The organism is Bacillus sp. SJ-10 (assembly GCF_002843505.1).
Taxonomy (GTDB): domain Bacteria; phylum Bacillota; class Bacilli; order Bacillales; family Bacillaceae; genus Bacillus; species Bacillus velezensis.
Map to the genome: position 1 here is coordinate 3,979,251 of NZ_CP025258.1, position 17,090 is coordinate 3,996,340.

Genomic DNA, 17,090 nt, shown 5'->3' on the forward strand with positions numbered 1-17,090 from the left:
AAAAAGGACTGGAGTCATCCAGTCCTTCTCATCAAATCGGTCAAATCCCCGCCCAAACATCTTTTGCGTAAATGCCTTTTGTCTGGAGGTCCAAAAGCCATTCTTGCGCTTGCCGTTCGTCTGTTTCGTGGACCGACTGATACGCTTTTTGCAGCGTTGCCTCTACATTGGGCGCCATTTTGCTGCCGTCGCCGCATACGTAGAGGTGCCCTCCCCGGCCGAGGATGGAAATTAAAGCGCCGGCGTCTTTCGCCATTAAGTGCTGCACATACGTTTTCGGTACGCCTTCTTTGCGGGAGAAAGCCGTATGAAGCGTCACGATTCCGTCTTTTTCATAAGCTTCAAGCTCGTCACGGTAAATAAAATCATGATCGTTTCTGCATCCGAAATACAAATGAGCCTCCCCCAGCTCTTTTCCTTCTTTTTTTAACGCCGCCCGGGCCTGCAGAAATCCGCGGAACGGGGCGACTCCTGTGCCGGGACCGACCATAATAATCGGTTTTTCCGGATCTTCCGGCAGCCGGAATCGTGTTTCCGGAGTGCGGACAAACATCACGATACCATCCTCAGGGCCGCGATCCGCTAAATAATTCGAAGCGACTCCGCGATACTCACCCAAACCGCTCCGGGCGGGGCCGCGAACGACGCCGACGGTAATTGAGGCCTGCCCGGGATGTTTCCGAGGCGAACTTGAAATCGAATAATACCGCGGCTTCAGCGGGCGCAAAAGCTCCAGAAATCGCTCAAACGGAAGTTCACACGCTTCATATTTTTCAAGGAGATCGAGCATCGAGACGCGCGATGTTAAGATTTGCTCCTGATAGACGCCCTCCTCAAGAAAATCTTCCAATTCCCGTTTGTGCGGCGGGCAGACCGTATAAGCGGCCATTTCCCGGATTTGAGCCCTTGATGCTGCTTCCTGCAATTCGACACAGCTGCTCAGAAGATCATGCAGCCTGACCGGCCGATCGAGCGGGAGATGAGCCGCGCTCTGTCCGCTGGCCGTCAGCAGCACTTGATCATTCCCATTCAGATTGAACCGGCGGAGAACACGGCTGACCTGCTCTTTGCTGTTTACCGGCAGCACGCCGAGATGATCCCCTTCATGATAGGCAGCCTCTTTCGGCAGAGTGATTTCGATATGCCTTGTGCTCCGGCCGCTTTCCGGCGCCTGAAGTTCCCTGTTTTCCGCAACGGATGCGTAAACCGCTTCATACGTCTGTGCCAAAGGGGACCCGCCAAGCCCGCTGACAAATTGAAGGCCCAGCGAACTTCGCTCTTTTTCGGCATTTTCATTCAGCTTGAGACCGAATGCCTTCATGGCGTCCGTCCACATGCTTTTTTTCCATTCATCAAGCTTTCCTTCAAAATCGCCGCTGACGTCCCCCTCGCCTCGGGAGGAAAAGCGTTCCGCCCCTTTTTCGGCAAGCTTCTCATCAATAAGCCTCGGCACGGCCTGATATGTCGCCGCCCAGTTATGATCACCGCAGCCGAAGACGGCATATCGGACGCCTTCCAGTTCCCCGGGTTTGACTTCTTCAAGCCATTGAACGAATTGTCCCGCGTTGCTCGGAGGCTTTCCGTTATAAGAGGACGTAATGATCAAGAGAGCCCCTTCTTTCGGCAGTTTTCCGATCCGGTCATTTAAAGGCGCCGTTTCAGTCCGGACGCCGTGCATCCCGGCAGTATCGGCAAGCTCCCGCGCCACGCCTTCTGCGGTTCCCGTATCTGAGCCGTACAGAATCAGAAGCGGTCGGTTATCAAGCCCGATAATGGATGCGCCTTTTGTATCCCGTTTTTCTTTTTTGACGTCTTCCGCTGTTTTTTCAGCCGCCGGGAGGGCTGCCGCAACGGCTCCTTTGTTTCTCGGCCGCACCCGGATATGAAAGTCGCCGGGCTTGATCGTTAGTGTCTGTTTAATATCGAGCTCATAATCGGTGTGATCGATAAAGGTAAAATGCTGCAGAATCATCCCCAGAACAAGGGTTGCTTCATGCAGGGCGAACTGCATACCGATACACGCCCTCTGACCGTTTCCGAACGGCTTATACGCATGTTGAGGCACTTGATCAGGATGTTCAAACCGCTCCGGATAAAATTCCTCCGCATTGTCTCCCCACGCGTCTTTATCACGGTGAAGCTGGGGAATTAAGACGGAAATTCTGTCTTTCGGCGTGATCGGATATTTCCCGCCGATCACCGTATCCTCTTTCGCATAAAGGCTGAACGCAGGCGCGGTCGGCCATAAGCGCAATGACTCCTGCAAAATCATTCGGATATAAGTAAGATCCAGCACTTGTTTATATGAAGGAACGGGATCGGTCAATACCCGATCGGCTTCCTCATAGGCTTTTTCCAAAACACGGGGATGTTTCAGCAGAAAATAAATGGCAAAGGAAAGCAGGCCGCTGGTCGTTTCGTGGCCGGCAATTAAAAACGTGATGATTTGAAACCGGATATTTTCATCATCAAGTTTTTCGCCCGTTTCCGGGTCTTCCACATTCAGCATTCTGGCCAGCAGATCCTTTTCATCCCGGCCGCCTGACCGGCGCTCTGCGATAATACTGTCTACTAACGAAAACATCGCCTGAATGTCATGATGAAATTGGCGTTTCGTCCTGATCATAAGCTTATCCTGAACATCAAGGCGCTGCATTTGGTGCATCGCTTCATCAAGGGCGCGCACCATGCTGTTGATAAACGGATGAGGCGTTTCCCTGTAATAGCTGTTAAACCGATAGTTAAAGCCGCAAAGCCCGATCGTATCGAGCGTCAGGCGGGTCATATCAGCAGGCACATCAACGGCCTCATCCGGGTTCAGCCTAGCCCATTTTTGAATCAGCTGCACCGCGATATCAGTCATCATCGAATGATAATCTTTCATCGCGCGCTGGCTGAAGGTCGGCATCAGAATATTATGCGCCTTTCGCCAGTTAGGCTCATGCGTCCAGCTTGTAAACAGCCCGTCACCGGAAAACGCCCGGACTTTCTCTAAAGCCCCTTCAATGCTTTTATCGAACCGCTCTTCATCACAAACCTCTTTCACCAGTTCATGGCCGGACACGACGATAATGGCGCCCGCCGGCGTATGCAGCTGAAAAATAGGCCCCTGCTCGTTTGCCAGTTTGATAAGCGACATTGTAGGCTTGTCTTTATCAAGCAAAGGAAGATTGCCGAGCGGGCCGAATGTCTTCGGCTGCGGAATCGGACCTGTTTCCTTCATGAATAACACCCTTTCTAACACGTTGATGCGTTCCTTCCAACTACATTGCCCTTTTCACCAGCCGATTATCCGCCGTCACGGATTAATCATCGGATTGACGATCGTTAACGGTTTTTTCTATACTGGAGAGGCTTGTTAAATACAGAAATAAGGTGAGTTCACATATGGATTTTGAAATCAAGTTTTTATCGTTTTATGTCATTCAAGTGGAAGGAAAAGACGAACAGGCAAACAAACAGTTCAAACATTTCCAGACCCTTGACACGGAAGAATTTGAAGAAAGCGAGCTGAAGGATTTTCTTGACGGGGAATTGAAGAAAATCGTCAAACGGAAAGCCGAACGGCATCCGCAATCCGAGCAGGTCCCCACAAAAATCGGCCATTTTATCACGGAGCCGGGCCATGAGCTTGATTCAAATCCGAATTACAACCTTTTCAACCGCGCCAGACTTGCGGATACGAAGGAAGCATTTATCGAAGCAAGCGAGCAGTTCGTCCGCACTTACCTTGACACGAGCGCCGTGCGCGGCGGTGTTTTTATCGTGGCATCGGCCGTTCCGCGCAAGTATTTTGAAGACAAATTCGTCTTTATGATGAAATGCGATTTCGAGCCGAAGGTCGCCCGCATCTCAGACGCCTCGTCTCTCATTAAAAAGGTCGAAATGGCCATCACGACAAAAAACATGAAAAGCATTCAATATCCGTATATGCCGGAAGAAGGCATGACGGAAGAGCATGAGCTGAAAATCCACCAGGCCTCGCACGCCCGTTATTTCGAAGATTTTCTCAAATTTGTCGAATACGGCGAATCGATGCCGGAAATCATGAAAAGCCAAGTCATGAACATGGTGCAGGAGCACGTGTATGAAACTTTTGAAGAAAACAGCGAAGAGCTTCAGCAGTTTGAGCACGACATTGAAATTTGGGAAGCGAGTGAAAAGCGAGAAATTCAGGAGCGCCTCGACACCCATCAAGTCATCGAGGCATCCGCGCAGATCATTGAACATACGCCGGAAGCCGAGCTGAAAATGAAAGTCGGAGAAACAGAGATTAAAGGATTACTGGCTGATTTCGGCGAATCCATCCATCTCGCAAAAGTGAACGGGCGCTATGTCGCGCTCATTGAGGCGGAGACGATCTCGTTTGAAAAAGGCAGTTCGCCGGTGGAGTTTCACAAGCCTGAGGGGCTGCATGAGGTGATTGAGCGGATACGGAATAAATCTGAACAAGACTGACAAAAGTCCAGACGCCATGTTCTGGACTTTCTTTATTTAATAAGGCTCTTTGAGCAATCGATAGCATTCACTGATGATGTCTTGGACGCCGGGCGTTCTCTTTATCTCGCGGCGGACGATTTCAGATGAGAGATTCTGCACCTGCAATGCCCGCTCCGCCCGTCTTTCGAAGTATGCTTGACATGCAGTTTCATGGTTTTCGTGTTTTTGCAGTTCTTCACTAAGCACAATCGCATCTTCAATCGCCATCGCCGCTCCCTGCGCCAATGTCGGCGCTCCTGCATGGACGGCATCCCCGCCCAGAACGACCCGGCCTCTGTGCCACGGTTCTTTGACCGCCATCTGCTCAATCTTATGAAACAAAACGGGATATTCCTTTGACATATTCTCTGTCACAAACTTTACTCCCGGAAATCCGTGCAGCAAGTCTTTCACCCGTTCAAAACGCGTGTCCTCGTCATCCCTGAAGTCAGCGTCATACGGCCGGATGATAAATACGTATCCTGTTTTTTCAGAGAGCGGCACGACCCCGACCTGCGTCTGCCCCTTTTTATACATCAGTGTTGAATCATGAAAAACCGGTTCGGGAAAAGAAATGTAAAATCTGTGCGCTCCCATGCCGAGATACTCCGTTTTCACTTCTCTTTGCAGCATTTGATTGCGGACAGCGGAGCGGATGCCGTCAAAGCCGGCGAGGATGTCAGCCGTCATCGCGGTTCCGTCTGCACAATGCACCGTTATGTCATCTGCTGTTTCTTCGTAAGACACGACTTTTTTACCGAGAAGAATCGTGACCCCCGCCGCTTCAGCATGCTTTTTGAGGATATCGTTTAACGTTTGCCGCAATATATTATTCCGCCCCGGCAATGAATCATCTAAAAACGCCTCACTCACTTTAAACTGCAGCGTTCCGTTTTCATCATGCTGCTTCAGCCATTCCGTTTGAAAGCCGTGTTGGCAGCATTCATCATACACACCGATTTCCCGCAGCACCCGCAGCGCATTTTGAGGCTGGAGAATGCCCGCTCCGCTTTTTCGCATGCCGGACGCCGCCTCGCAAAGGGTCACTTCAAAACCCGCTCTGCCGAGAGAAATCGCTGCGGACAGACCGCCGATCCCTCCGCCCGCTATGATGATCTTTTTCACTTCATGGTTCATCCCGATACCGCCTTCTCTATTTATTTATCTTTCATTAACTATTAGCCACCTTACTATATAGGCTGAAAAACTGTCAATCTTTATAGGTTGCCTTTTGAATCCGGCAAGCTTATACTTTGAATCACTAAAATGGTACGGAGGCTTACAAAAATGGAGTTGAGACATTTGCCGGATTACTCGCAGATTGCCGGACGCGCTGAGATTTACGCCGATATGGATGCTGAATCATTGAAAACATTTTTGACGTTATTTGATATGTCTAAAAAAATGAATCAGGTCATGGAGCATTATTTCTCAAGTCACGGATTGTCCGAAGGGAAATTCAAAATTTTAATGTTTCTGTTTGACGCACCCGGCCACAGCCTGAGCCCGACGGAACTGGCGAAAAAATCCAATGTCACCAAAGCGACCATCACCGGATTGATCGACGGACTCGCACGGGACGGCTTTGTAAACCGCAGCCGGCATACCGGCGACAGACGAAAAATCAGCATCGAACTCACAAAAGAAGGAAAAGAAAAGCTGAAGCTGTTTCTTCCCGGCCACTTCTCCAATATTTCAGGAGTCATGGAAAGCTTCACCGCTGAACAAAAAGCGGAATTGACAAAAATGCTTGAAGTATTATTTGATAAGCTTCTGCTGTTTTCCGGCGGCAGAATATAAAAAGGCGCCCCTCTCAGCAGGGCGCCTTTTTCGTGCGGTTAATCATCACTGTTTAAAATCCCGAAAAACCGGAGCAGGTTGATAAACAGGTTAATAAAGTCGATATAAAGCGTCAATGCCATCAAAGGAATCAAATCAGCCGTGATGTCCCGGTGCTTGATCTGGTTCAGATCGTATAAGATGTACATTGAAAACACAATCGTTCCGATGACGGAATACGCCATCATGGCAGCGGAATTCAGCGGGCTGAAAATATTAAAGATCCCCACTGCAAGAAGCGCGATAACAGCGACAAGCAAGAAGGACCATAAAAACGACAAGTCCTTTTTCGTCTTAGCGCCAATCGTGCCGAGCACCGCAAAAATCACAAACGAAGAACCGAATGCCTCCAATACGACATAGGCCCCCGCTGCGGACGCATAATGGCTGATAATCGGAAACAGCGTCATTCCGGAAATGAAAGCGAATGAAAACACAAACACATATCCGACGGCTTTTTTTCGGCGCAGCCAAAACGCGGCGATGATCATGACGACCTCTAAGACCGACAGCGGCAGCATCAATGCCGGCGGAATGAACTGGCCCGTATACAGGCCGATTGTCGCAACTAACAGTGTAAACACAAATACCGTTATAATGCGCTGCATAATAGATTGTTTGCTCTCATAAGCAGCAGTTTGCATGTCAAAAGTCCTCCCAAAAAATGATCGTGATAGGTCTATTATAAATAAAATGGGAGAAATTTGTATGATTTTAAGAAGATTTTAAGGATTTCAGGCCTGACGTTTTGCTGCGCACTCCTGCATATCCATGAAATCATGCAGTTTTTTCGTCAAACCGCCGTGCCCGAATCGGATTTTCCCCTTCTGCCCCGGCGTTTTCGCGAAATCGAGGAATGCCAGCACATAAAGACGCCTGACGGGAATGGGAATGACGCCCGCATCATAAAACCAGCCGTCAATTGTATTGAGCACGCCTTTGTTAATGCCGTATTGCTTCGTGCACCAATGCAGAAAGCGCACTTCGGGCAGGTGCAGATACCGGCTCTCCCGGAAAGGAACAGTTGAATGCTTCATATGTACCGCCTCCTGTCATTGGCTGTTTTTTAAGATTGTTTTACTTCTTTGCTCTTCAGGGAAAATCGATATTTCTCCACCTTATCAATTTGTGTCACTTGGGAATTATGAACCGTAATCTGAACTGTCCCGAAATCGAGCGTTTCCAGCGCGCTGATAATCTTTTCGATCACATGCGGATCTACGTTTCCTTTGGACGTCATCATGCTCCCCCTTTATGTCTGGCCGTTCGTCTTTTGACAATGAGCGTTTTAATTCATACTATTCTGATAAGAAATATATAATTATACTATTATGTTTTCATTCAGAAATCAATAACATTTACACAATTTTTGGATATGTCTTCTTTGCAAAAACTTTCACTTCCTTCGCTTTGACATAAACCGTGTCACCGACGCCCGCCCCCAAGGCGTCATATTGCTGTTTTTAAGAACACAATCTTCAAGTTCCGACATATTTACATTGTTTTCCGCTGACAAAAAAAGCGCCCCGCCTCTGGACGGAGCACCTTTTTTCTATGCTTTTGCTTCCTCGATCACACATGTGACACCCATGCTGGCGAGCGCCTGCTCCAGGGAGCCGTAAGTTTGATACTCTGAAAAATCAAGCCCTAATTGGATAGAAGTCTGTGCCACATCAGGCCGAATGCCGGAAAACACGGTTCTGATGCCGAGGAGAAATAACGTTTTCGACAGCATATACAATTGCTGCGCCACCATCGTATCGACAATGGGCACACCGGACAGATCAATCACAAGGTTTGTGATCCGTTTGGCGACACAGTTTTCCGGCACCGTCTCCAAAATCACGCGCGCCCGTCTCGTATCAATCGATCCGATGAGCGGCAGAGTGCCGATCGTATCCGCGATCAAAATAACCGGACAGCTCAATTCGGAAATAAGCTCCTGCTGAGATGACAGCCTCGCGATCATTAATGTCTGAAACTGTTCAGTAAAATCCGTCATCAGCTGATCGAACGAGCTGTTGACAAGGTGATTCCAGCGGCGGGCATCCTCGTTTGTTACGATGTCCTGATGCTCATCCATAAAACGGGTGACCGCCTCCCAAAAGACGGTTCTTGAATTGCCGATCGCCTCAACGACCTCATGAACCTCCGCGTCCTGCTCCACTCTGCTTTTCGCTACCTGTGCGGCCCATTTTTCTTTGTTATGCTGAAAAACGGCCGGATCTTCCAAAAAAGCGCTTGCGATGACCGTGTTTGTAAAGGTATGCTGCTCGATCAGCAGCCGTTTCATTTCCTCACTTAATTGATCCGCAGAGTAAAAACGCCCTCTCAGCTTCCGTCTCAGCTTGAGCCATTTTTCCGTCAGCTCTGCCGAATGTGTAATAATATAATCATGAAGTAATTGGTCTTTGTTCACTGCCGTCTCCTCTTTCAAGAATATGTACTTTTGTCTAAATTATAAATCGGAATCGCCGATCGCACTAGAGAAATTAAAAAAACCTGCACATTAAAGCTTTTGATTGCTTTTTTCGGCAGGAGGATACACTATAAAAGAAATGAAACAGGAGGTCAGTATGATGATCAAAAAAATCGCGACAGTCGCCGTATACACTGATGATCAGCAAAAAGCGAAAACATTCTGGACGGAAAAAGCGGGGTTTGAAACCGTCGCCGAGCATCCGATGGGCCCGGGCGCCTTCTGGCTTGAGGTAGCGCCCAAAGGAGCCGCCACTCATTTGGTTATTTATCCGAAATCGATGATGAAAGGCGCCGAGCATATGAAGGCTTCTATCGTATTTGAGTGTGAAGATGTCTTTGCCGCATACGAACAGATGAAAAAGAACGGCATCACCTTTTTAGATGAACCGAAACAAATGGAATGGGGCAGCTTCGTGCAATTTAAAGATGAGGATGGTCATGTCTTTCTCCTGAAATCGTAATCCGTCAGGCATCTTAATTGACTTTGAGAATCATTTTCATTTAAAATGTTGGATAAAGCGTGAAAATGATTGGAGAGATGCCAGATGTTCGTGCAAATCAGAAAAATGACCGTAAAAGAAGGACATGCCGACAAAGTAATCGAACGCTTCAGTTCAGAAGGCGTGATTGAAAAGCAGGAAGGTTTGATAGACGTAACGGTCTTGGAAAAAAAAGTCCGCCGCGGTGATGAAGAAGTCGTCGTATTAATCCGCTGGGAGTCAGAAGATCATTGGAAACAATGGGAAAAAAGCGAAGACCACATCGCGGCCCATAAAGCAAACCAAGGCAAGCCGAAACCTGATTATATGCTTGGGACGGATGTCGGTATGTATCATGTCAGAGCCGTTAAAACAGGCGTACACGAAAAATAATAAAGAGCATTTGCCCCAGGGCAATGCTCTTTTTATTTTTTCTCCTCATACGGCAGGACAAACAGCGGTTTATCGGGCTTCCATTCCGCATACAGCACGTCCTCCGTTTTTTTGATGTTCAGCTTTTTCAGCTCCTGATTCAGCTGCTTTTCTTCCAGCCCGGCTTCTTTCAGATTTTCATACAGCAATTCGCCGTCAATAATCAGCGTGACCGGCAAAGAGACCTGCTTCGGCTTTATTTGCATGTCGCCGTTTTTCGTCGTGTCATATTGAAATTTCGGCAGGACGCTGACCATCCCGTTTGTTTCTAAAATCGCGTACTCCGCTTCCTGTATGGAAAAGCAATTCGCCTGTCTGAGAAGGCTTTGCAATTGATTAATGTCCAGCTTATTCTTTTTCAGCACATCATATTTCAGTTTTCCTTTATGTATGATAATACTCGGCTCGCCTTCCAACAGCTTTCTGGTGCTTTTTACTTTCTGCGTAATCAGTTCGATGAGATAAATTAAAACCCCCCATAACAGGGAAGCAAAAATGATTTCAATAATCCTGACGTTTTTATCATACACCGCATTTCCGACCAGTTCGCCGAGGATGAGCGCAGAAATAAAATCAAACGGCGTAATTTGCGAGAATTGAGTTTTTCCAAGCAATTTTAAAATCACAAATAAAATACCCAAACCGCATACTAACTCCCAAGCCACTGTAAGTAAATGTCCCATATTCGCACCTTCTTCTTAAAAGTCATTACCATTATGGACATTCGCCTGTTTTCTATACAGCGGCCGGCAACACACAAAAAAACGCAGCCGAGGCCGCGTTTTTTCACTTCTGCTTACTGTTTTTGATTCGATCTGACGACCCGTAAACACACCTCAGCGGCATAACCGGCGGCCGCTCCGGAACCCGCAAACATCGCGGCAAGCCCCAAGCCCATTCCTTCCCAGCCGCCGACACCGAAAATGCTGTAAACAACCGTACTGAAAGCAGTCAGGCCCAGCACCGCCAAAAGGCACTCAGGCCACATCTTTTTCGGCCATTTCTTACGGAGCACAGCCGATACGGCAAAGTTAAGACAAAATGCGGCCAGACAGATCAGATAAAAAAACCCCATGTCTTTTGCACCTCCGTCATGAGGAGCTTTTTATTTGCTCATCTTTTTTTCAAACAAATGATAACCCGGCGCGAGTCCTTTTGATTCGTACCCCATTCCGCTGTAAAACGACTGAAGCGCCTTGTTTTCGGACACGCAATCGAGCCGGATTTTCGTTTTTCCCGGACAAGACACACCCGTCTCCGCCCAAGTCATGATTGTCCGGCCGAGCCCCGCCCCTGCAAACCGCCTGTTAATCGCCAGCCGGTGGAGATATACGGACTCTTCATGTCCTTCATCTCCCCAAAGACGTCTGTCCCACCCGCTTGCTTCGGGAAGCAGCATGACGACGCCGGCCAGCTCTTCATTCTGCCTGAATAGAAAAACATACCCTTTGGCGATCGCCTCCCGCATATTGTGGGTATCTTCCCCTTGCAGAAGGCCGCTCCACTGGTTCGACCCTTTATCGCGAAGCCATTCTGCCGCTTGCACGAGCAGATCCATGACCTCTTTTTCATCATCCTTCCGGGCGGGGGTGACCCGGAATGCCCCCGCCTTCTCCTCCGTGATCGTAAATGGTGTCATAAAAGCCTCCTGTAATCAGAATATTCGACACCTTTATTATAGACCAAACGCTGAAAGGAAAAAAACAGCCGTCATGTTTGAGGGCCGTTTAAAAAATTTTCTTCTTATCACGTTCTTCTTTTAAAATCTCAACCGCTTCCCTGAAACGCATAGAGTGGACGATTTCACGCTCACGCAGAAAACGGAGTGAATCATTCAGGTCAGGATCATCGGAAATATCAATAATCCATTGATACGTCGCTCTCGCCTTTTCTTCAGCCGCAATATCCTCATATAAATCAGCGATCGGATCTCCCTTCGCCTGTATGTAAGACGCTGTGAACGGAACTCCGGCCGCATTGTGATAAAACAGCGCGCTGTCATGGTTGACGTAATGATCACTGAGCCCTGCATCACGCAGCTGCTCCGGGGTCGCATCTTTTGTCAGCTTATAAATCATCGTCGCAATCATTTCTAAATGCGCAAACTCCTCCGTGCCGATATCCGTCAGCAGGCCGATCACCTTGTCAGGAATCGTGTAGCGCTGGTTTAAGTACCGGAGCGCTGCGGCCAATTCGCCGTCCGCCCCGCCGTATTGTTCAATGAGAAACTTAGCCAGCATCGGGTTGCATGTACTCACTTTAACCGGATACTGCAGCTTTTTTTCATATACCCACATTTACAGATCCCTCCTTATACTTGCCATGGCCAAGGACCGCGGCCCCAGTCCCATTGAGCGCCGACCTGACTCACGCCGAATTGCAGAAGCGGTCCGTACTCAGGTTCAAACCGCTTTCTCAGCTGTCTTGAGTACCGGGAATATTCATGAAACTGCTGAAGCGCGAGACGGTCATGGGGATGCGTATCCAGATAAAGCGTCAGCTCCACCAAGACAAAGTCCGCCGCCTGGATTTGTTCCAGCAGCCGATAATATTCATCATCAATCTTTTTCGCCATATTCGATTCCCCCCCGATAAGGATTATCATAGAAATCGTAAAGATCCTTCCAAAGGGTCCCTTTTCTCAATGCCTCCATCGGAGAAAACTGCTCCAAGTGATACGGCTGAAACCGCATATAAAGATGCGGCGGCGTTCTGTAGTATTTTCTCCCGATCGGCGGGCAGGGATCAAACCGGCTGTGGAAGGGTTTATAGGATTTGACCGGTGTAAACGGCTGATTTTCTTTCATTACGATCCTCCTTTCCTAAACACATGACCTTAATAGGTATGAATCCGTATCGGCATTTATGCCCTGTAATAAAATAAAAAAGCCCGTTAAAAACGGACTCAATGTAACTCATCTGGAATTTGAAGTGAAAAAATCATAATGAAAAATCTGATTGAAAGCGCTGATAATGTTTCAATGTATATTCCGTAATTTGTTGATCATATTCAGGATATTCATATCTCAATAAAACAGCCACTGACTTTGAATATGCTCTGAAGAGACCCTGGCAGTCAAACAATGCCTTCCACACGCTTTCATAAGTATTGCCGACATAAGTATTCAGCAGGATTTCCCAATCTTTCGCATTCATGTAATGTTGAATATACTTATAATTCTTCCCTACACTTAATGAAAACTGATTCTCTATCCCGATATTCCACGCAATCATACGCAAAACATTAGGCCTTAGAATGTCATTCATATGATCCAGCGCAAACAGTATTTCTTTACGCATTAATCCTTTAATCACATAGGTTGAAACCATCCAAAATTCATTACAGCAATCATCAAACTCTCGGGGAGTCGGTTTCTTTATATGATATTGTTCATCACTCGCAATAATCTTATGGTTGATTCGGTCATCTTTGTCTAATACTATTTCCGCCAAACCATCACCCCGTGTAAAATAATCCTCTGTTTGACCCAGAGGGATCAAAGTTAAGTCGATTTTATGATGATCTTTAAATAGCATTAGATAGGAGAACCAGTCTCCGAGTTCCGGAGGGAAAAGTTCCATATCTTCAGGTTTTTGCATCATCATTCTTTCGCCAAACTGATCCAGCCAGCTTTCGTCAGATGTGAAGGAGTCCATATCGGTCACAAAATAAGAAATATCATAGTCTTGAAATTTGTCTCTCGGTACATTTTTATTGGTTCTTGATCCCTCTAAAGTGACAAGACGGATTCTCTCGTCCTTCATCGCAATATCAAGAATCAATTTCATCATTTCGTCTTCACTTCTCACATGTAAAACCTCCCGATAAAGAGATTTTTACAGATCATGCTTTTCAGTTTATAAACAACAGAAAGAAAAGGTTTGTGAGCTTGCTCATGATTTACAGAAAGCCTTATGTACTTGATGATTTTGCTCCAATCGTAACACAGCTGCAAGAACATGAGAAGAGCACTCCTGCTGTTCCAAGAGTGCTTTTTCCCGAATGGTCAGATATATTGGCTGTCCCGATGATGATGATGGAACGGGTAGCCGCCGTAGCCTCCGCCATAGCCGCCAAAACCGTACCCCGGATATCCCCCGAAGCCGCCGTAGCCGCCAAAACCGCCGTAACCGCCAAAACCGTATCCCGGGTAGCCGTAGCCTCCGCCGAAACCGTGTCCCGGATATCCTCCGAAGCCGCCGTAGCCGCCAAAACCGTACCCCGGGTAGCCTCCGAAGCCTCCATAGCCGCCGCCAAAGCCTCCGCCGTAAATCGGTCTTCTTTCATTCATGATTTATCGCTCCTTCACATAGGTTACAGTCCAGTTTATGACATCCGGAAGGAAACGTATGGGCATCCGCCCAGTTTTGGCGAAATAATCAATAATTGCTTACGGAGATATACGATACAGGCCGACCGTATAAGCAAAATAAAAAGGCCGGAACTTATGCCGCCCCGGCCTGTTTGTCTTTATTCGCCTAAATCTACATTGTGATAAACCTGCTGTACGTCTTCCAGATCTTCCAGCACATCGATCAGCTTTTCAAATTGAGCTTTCGCATCTTCCGGAAGCTCGACTTCATTTTGCGCAAGCATCGTCAGCTCGGCAACCGTGAACTCTTCAACGCCGGCATTTTTGAATGCCTCCTGCACGGCATGGAATTGGTCAGGCTCGGCATACACGATAACACTGTCATCCTCTTCTAAAATATCGCGCACGTCCACATCAGCTTCCATCAGCAATTCCAGCGCTTCATCCGCCGTCTTGCCTTCAACGCCGATAACGGCGGTCGCATCGAACATGTAAGCGACAGACCCGCTCACACCCATATTTCCGCCGTTTTTCCCGAATGCGGCGCGCACTTCAGGCGCCGTGCGGTTTACATTATTCGTTAACGCGTCAACGATGATCATTGAACCGTTCGGCCCGAAACCTTCGTAACGCAGCTCGTCAAAGTTCTCCTCCGCGCCGCCTTTCGCCTTTTCAATCGCACGCTCAATAATATTTTTCGGCACACTGTACGTCTTCGCGCGCTCAAGCACCACTTTTAACGCCTGGTTCGATTCCGGATCTGGCTCGCCCTGTTTTGCCGCCACATAAATCTCACGGCCGAACTTCGCGTAAATCCGGCTCGTATTTGCGTCCTTTGATGCTTTCTTTTCTTTAATATTGTTCCACTTACGGCCCATTTTGTTCCACTCTCTTTCACGAATTGAATCTGTATGATAAATACTCTGCTTCTATTATACCTCAGCAGTTAGGTTGTTTCGAGTGTAAGACATTAGAAAAAACAGGCACGCTTAAAATCACCGGAGCGCGGCAGGCCGAATTTTAGGGTTATCATACAAAACATAAAAAGCCTCCCTTCATACAGGAAGGAAGTCGCAAGCCAAAAGATTCATTTTATTCTTATTACCTATTTCCTACACTGTATATCCCGACTCACGTGGTAAAATTTTGATATCGAACAAAAGAAAGGATATGGTCATGAAAGTTTTCGAAGCAAACAGCCTTCTCGCCGCTGCCAAACAGCGCGCGGGTGAATACAAAAAACTGCGCGGCCAGATGGTTAATCTGAAAAAAGCGTTTCAAGGCATGGCTGATCTCGGTGACAGCGATTTCTCAGGCCGGGGCGCTGACAATATCAAAGCGTTTTTCAAGGACCACGCCGGCGTCACAGACAGCTGGCTTGATCTGATCGATATGAAAATCGCATTTCTCACAAGCCTTCCCGGCAAGGTCGAAGACGCCGGACTTTCCAATTCGCATGTGGAGGAATCATTTCTGGAGCATGAGCTCACCCACGCCCTTAGTAAATCAAAGGCGATTATGGAAGAGCAGAAAAAGGACATGCGCTCCATCCTCGGAGAGATCGAAGACATCATCTCGCTTGATCTGTTTTCAACCGAAAGCACAGATCAGAAGCTCTCTTCAGCTGACAAAAAAAGAATCGAAACGATACATAAACTCGGCAAACTTGATCACGATCTAACGAAAGAATACGCAGAAACCGAAGCAAACGAACAGTTCATCCAAGCCGACTTTCAGCAGCTCCAAAACGTCACGGGCAAAGGAAAAAGCGCCACGCCGCTTCACTACAACGCCAAAGCATACCGTGAAAGCGACATCCATAAGAAAAAAGGCGATATCGCAAGACATTCGGATGCTTATTTGACGATTAAAAAGGAAGAAGCGAAAGAGCGGGAAATCAAGGATCTGAAGAAAAAGCTGGCCGCTGGTGTCACCGATCCGGATGAATATTTAGAAATCGCGAAAAAGATCGGCTATGAAAACCTTGAACCCGCTCAGGTGCAATATGTGATGCAGCTCGAACAAGCAAAACAGCTCGAAGAAGTCGGAGAAACGGCTTGGGATATCGTCAAAGGAATAGGCGTCGGCCTTTATGATGTCGGGAAAGACACGATAACAGGCGTCAAAGATCTGGCTGTCGGCGCATGGGATTTTTACCATCTCTCTGATGAACAAAAAGTCACTAAAACCATATCGGCTGTATTGAACACGCCCTCCTACGCAAAAATCATATGGACAAACCTGGCGGATTCATGGAATGATAAAATGGTTAACGGGGATGCGTATTCAAGATCACATTACATCACCTACGCCATCGGGAGCATTGTCGGACTCAAAGGTTTCGGCTCAGCTGTAAAAGTATCAAGCAAGCTCGCTAAAACAGGCGCCGCCAAAGTGGATAACGTCTTGGAAGCCGGAGAAAAAGCGGCTGCAAACCATGTGAAGACAGGGATTGAAAAAGGAAAAGACTATATCAATTCCGTTTCGAAAAATAAGTACCAACCCGCACTTGCCGGAATAGCACAGGATATTGAAAATACTCACAATGTGAAGAATACGCCTTTGTTAAAGAAAATTATAGAAGAAACTAAAGAATCTAGCATTCTGTTCACCAAAAGAAACATTCCAGGTGTTGCAACTGGTAAAGCAATTCCAAGCAGAGGGCTTCAGCTTCAAGAAAGACTAATGTACAATAATGGTAAATTAGGGGTTATCCCTCAAGAAGTACGTAAACAGCTCCTTGGAAAGGAGTTCAAATCATTTGATGAGTTCAGAAAAGAATTCTGGAAATCAATAGCAAACACTGAATATGCAAATGAATTTAATAAAAATAACATAGCAAGAATGAAAAACGGGAATTCCCCTATCGCGCCTAAAAAAGAGCATTACGGTAAACATAAGTCATATATTTTACACCATAAACAACCTATTGATAAAGGTGGGGATGTGTATAATTTAGATAACCTAATTATTACTTCTCCCAAAATGCATCAAGAGATACTAGATCCGGCTTATCATTTCGGAAAAAAAGGAAGTAAAAATTAAATGTAGAAAGGAAGAATTAGTC

The 17,090-nt window shown here is 47.2% G+C and carries 20 protein-coding genes; 5 read left to right on the forward strand and 15 right to left on the reverse strand.

Annotated elements, in window-relative coordinates; translation table 11 throughout:
* Positions 1-40 precede the first annotated feature (40 nt).
* Complete coding sequence (locus tag CXL14_RS19740) at positions 41-3,223, reverse strand: bifunctional cytochrome P450/NADPH--P450 reductase (protein ID WP_089072413.1); 3,183 nt, start codon at positions 3,221-3,223, stop codon at positions 41-43.
* A gap of 164 nt (positions 3,224-3,387) precedes the next feature.
* Between CXL14_RS19740 and CXL14_RS19745 the strand changes: the two genes are divergently transcribed.
* Complete coding sequence (locus CXL14_RS19745; RefSeq protein WP_007609950.1) at positions 3,388-4,458, forward strand: DUF3900 domain-containing protein; 1,071 nt, start codon at positions 3,388-3,390, stop codon at positions 4,456-4,458.
* A gap of 36 nt (positions 4,459-4,494) precedes the next feature.
* On the opposite strand, the gene CXL14_RS19750 is transcribed toward CXL14_RS19745, so the two are convergent.
* Positions 4,495-5,616 (reverse strand): FAD-dependent oxidoreductase, encoded by a 1,122-nt coding sequence (locus CXL14_RS19750; RefSeq protein ID WP_014720834.1) that lies wholly within the window; start codon positions 5,614-5,616, stop codon positions 4,495-4,497.
* Positions 5,617-5,766: 150 nt separating this feature from the next.
* Between CXL14_RS19750 and CXL14_RS19755 the strand changes: the two genes are divergently transcribed.
* Positions 5,767-6,279, forward strand: coding sequence for a MarR family winged helix-turn-helix transcriptional regulator (locus CXL14_RS19755; RefSeq protein WP_089072412.1), 513 nt, complete (start codon positions 5,767-5,769; stop codon positions 6,277-6,279).
* Between the two features lie 38 nt (positions 6,280-6,317).
* Here the strand turns inward: CXL14_RS19755 and CXL14_RS19760 are convergent, their stop codons facing one another.
* The 4 genes from CXL14_RS19760 to CXL14_RS19775 all read right to left on the reverse strand — a co-directional run bounded on the left by CXL14_RS19760 (position 6,318) and on the right by CXL14_RS19775 (position 8,737).
* Positions 6,318-6,962, reverse strand: a complete 645-nt coding sequence (locus CXL14_RS19760) for a Bax inhibitor-1/YccA family protein (RefSeq protein WP_007408941.1) — start codon at positions 6,960-6,962, stop codon at positions 6,318-6,320.
* A gap of 90 nt (positions 6,963-7,052) precedes the next feature.
* On the reverse strand, positions 7,053-7,355 hold the full coding sequence (locus CXL14_RS19765) for an FMN riboswitch-binding regulator RibR (protein ID WP_015416995.1): 303 nt from the start codon (positions 7,353-7,355) through the stop codon (positions 7,053-7,055).
* A gap of 29 nt (positions 7,356-7,384) precedes the next feature.
* The gene (locus CXL14_RS19770; RefSeq protein WP_003155693.1) at positions 7,385-7,558 is read right to left on the reverse strand and encodes a YezD family protein; all 174 of its coding nucleotides are present in this window, start codon (positions 7,556-7,558) and stop codon (positions 7,385-7,387) included.
* A gap of 312 nt (positions 7,559-7,870) precedes the next feature.
* The gene (locus CXL14_RS19775; RefSeq protein ID WP_014417142.1) at positions 7,871-8,737 is read right to left on the reverse strand and encodes an STAS domain-containing protein; all 867 of its coding nucleotides are present in this window, start codon (positions 8,735-8,737) and stop codon (positions 7,871-7,873) included.
* A 160-nt stretch (positions 8,738-8,897) separates the two neighbouring features.
* On the opposite strand from CXL14_RS19775, the gene CXL14_RS19780 reads away from it, so the two are divergent.
* The gene (locus CXL14_RS19780) at positions 8,898-9,260 is read left to right on the forward strand and encodes a VOC family protein (protein ID WP_007408938.1); all 363 of its coding nucleotides are present in this window, start codon (positions 8,898-8,900) and stop codon (positions 9,258-9,260) included.
* An 84-nt stretch (positions 9,261-9,344) separates the two neighbouring features.
* Positions 9,345-9,671, forward strand: a complete 327-nt coding sequence (gene hmoA / locus CXL14_RS19785) for a heme-degrading oxygenase HmoA (protein ID WP_003155696.1) — start codon at positions 9,345-9,347, stop codon at positions 9,669-9,671.
* 32 nt (positions 9,672-9,703) lie between these two features.
* On the opposite strand, the gene CXL14_RS19790 is transcribed toward hmoA, so the two are convergent.
* The 9 genes from CXL14_RS19790 to CXL14_RS19830 form a co-directional block, all read right to left on the reverse strand.
* Positions 9,704-10,393, reverse strand: a complete 690-nt coding sequence (locus CXL14_RS19790; RefSeq protein ID WP_014417139.1) for a YetF domain-containing protein — start codon at positions 10,391-10,393, stop codon at positions 9,704-9,706.
* A 113-nt stretch (positions 10,394-10,506) separates the two neighbouring features.
* Positions 10,507-10,785: a YesK-like family protein gene (locus CXL14_RS19795; protein WP_014417138.1), complete on the reverse strand. Its 279-nt coding sequence runs from the start codon at positions 10,783-10,785 to the stop codon at positions 10,507-10,509.
* Positions 10,786-10,815: 30 nt separating this feature from the next.
* Positions 10,816-11,349 carry a GNAT family N-acetyltransferase gene (locus tag CXL14_RS19800; RefSeq protein ID WP_014417137.1) on the reverse strand — a complete coding sequence of 178 codons (534 nt, stop codon included), beginning with the start codon at positions 11,347-11,349 and terminating at the stop codon, positions 10,816-10,818.
* A gap of 88 nt (positions 11,350-11,437) precedes the next feature.
* A complete protein-coding gene (gene cotJC, locus CXL14_RS19805; RefSeq protein WP_003155700.1) occupies positions 11,438-12,007 on the reverse strand; it encodes a spore coat protein CotJC in 570 nt (189 codons plus the stop codon).
* 14 nt (positions 12,008-12,021) lie between these two features.
* Positions 12,022-12,285, reverse strand: coding sequence for a spore coat protein CotJB (gene cotJB / locus CXL14_RS19810; protein ID WP_007408934.1), 264 nt, complete (start codon positions 12,283-12,285; stop codon positions 12,022-12,024).
* A complete protein-coding gene (gene cotJA, locus CXL14_RS19815) occupies positions 12,269-12,517 on the reverse strand; it encodes a spore coat-associated protein CotJA (RefSeq protein ID WP_003155704.1) in 249 nt (82 codons plus the stop codon). The genes cotJB and cotJA overlap by 17 nt, the downstream gene beginning before the upstream one ends.
* A gap of 133 nt (positions 12,518-12,650) precedes the next feature.
* A complete protein-coding gene (ant(6), locus tag CXL14_RS19820) occupies positions 12,651-13,520 on the reverse strand; it encodes an aminoglycoside 6-adenylyltransferase (RefSeq protein WP_014417136.1) in 870 nt (289 codons plus the stop codon).
* A 197-nt stretch (positions 13,521-13,717) separates the two neighbouring features.
* A complete protein-coding gene (locus tag CXL14_RS20685) occupies positions 13,718-14,002 on the reverse strand; it encodes a hypothetical protein (protein WP_014417135.1) in 285 nt (94 codons plus the stop codon).
* A gap of 179 nt (positions 14,003-14,181) precedes the next feature.
* On the reverse strand, positions 14,182-14,901 hold the full coding sequence (locus CXL14_RS19830; RefSeq protein ID WP_003155709.1) for a YebC/PmpR family DNA-binding transcriptional regulator: 720 nt from the start codon (positions 14,899-14,901) through the stop codon (positions 14,182-14,184).
* A 298-nt stretch (positions 14,902-15,199) separates the two neighbouring features.
* On the opposite strand from CXL14_RS19830, the gene CXL14_RS19835 reads away from it, so the two are divergent.
* Positions 15,200-17,068: a T7SS effector LXG polymorphic toxin gene (locus CXL14_RS19835; protein WP_014417134.1), complete on the forward strand. Its 1,869-nt coding sequence runs from the start codon at positions 15,200-15,202 to the stop codon at positions 17,066-17,068.
* The last annotated feature ends 22 nt before the right edge of the window (positions 17,069-17,090 follow it).